We start from the raw sequence: 455 nt of genomic DNA on the forward strand, positions 1-455 counted from the left end.
GTACCCGGGCAGCACGCCGTACGCGCCGCCCGGCACGATGCCGCCGCGCGCGAACTTCTTCTGCTGGCCCGACGAGTCGCGGCCGCGCAGCCAGCCGATCACCCCGTCGATCAGCGACCCGGGGAACCGCCCGGCCATCTGCTGCCACGGCGTCTTGGTCCCGGCGAGCCGGACCGCGAGGGACTTCAACGGCGTCAGGGCCTTGTCCGCCAGGTAGGCGGCGCCCTTCTTGAACCAGTCGGTCCACGAGTCGCCGCTGTCCTTCTTCTTCGGGACGGTGCCGCCACCAGCGAACCGGGGCAGGTTCCCGCGCCGAGCGGAGTCGTTGACGGCGTTGATCCACCCCGTGCCGAGCCACCGCGCCGCCTCCGGCCGCAGCCACGCCTCACCCGGCGACACGGCGGCGAGCATCGTGTCCCGGCCCGGCGCGTACCCGGGCAGCACGCCGTACGCGC

Annotated in this window: 1 protein-coding gene; it reads right to left on the minus strand. The window is 74.1% G+C overall.

Annotation, left to right across the window (positions count from 1 at the left end; genetic code table 11):
- On the minus strand, nucleotides 1-411 hold a 411-nt coding region (locus ACWJ6R_RS38010), incomplete at its 3' end, for a hypothetical protein (RefSeq protein WP_449066806.1).
- Between the last annotated feature and the right edge of the window lie 44 nt (nucleotides 412-455).

Source organism: Planomonospora algeriensis, assembly GCF_977012225.1.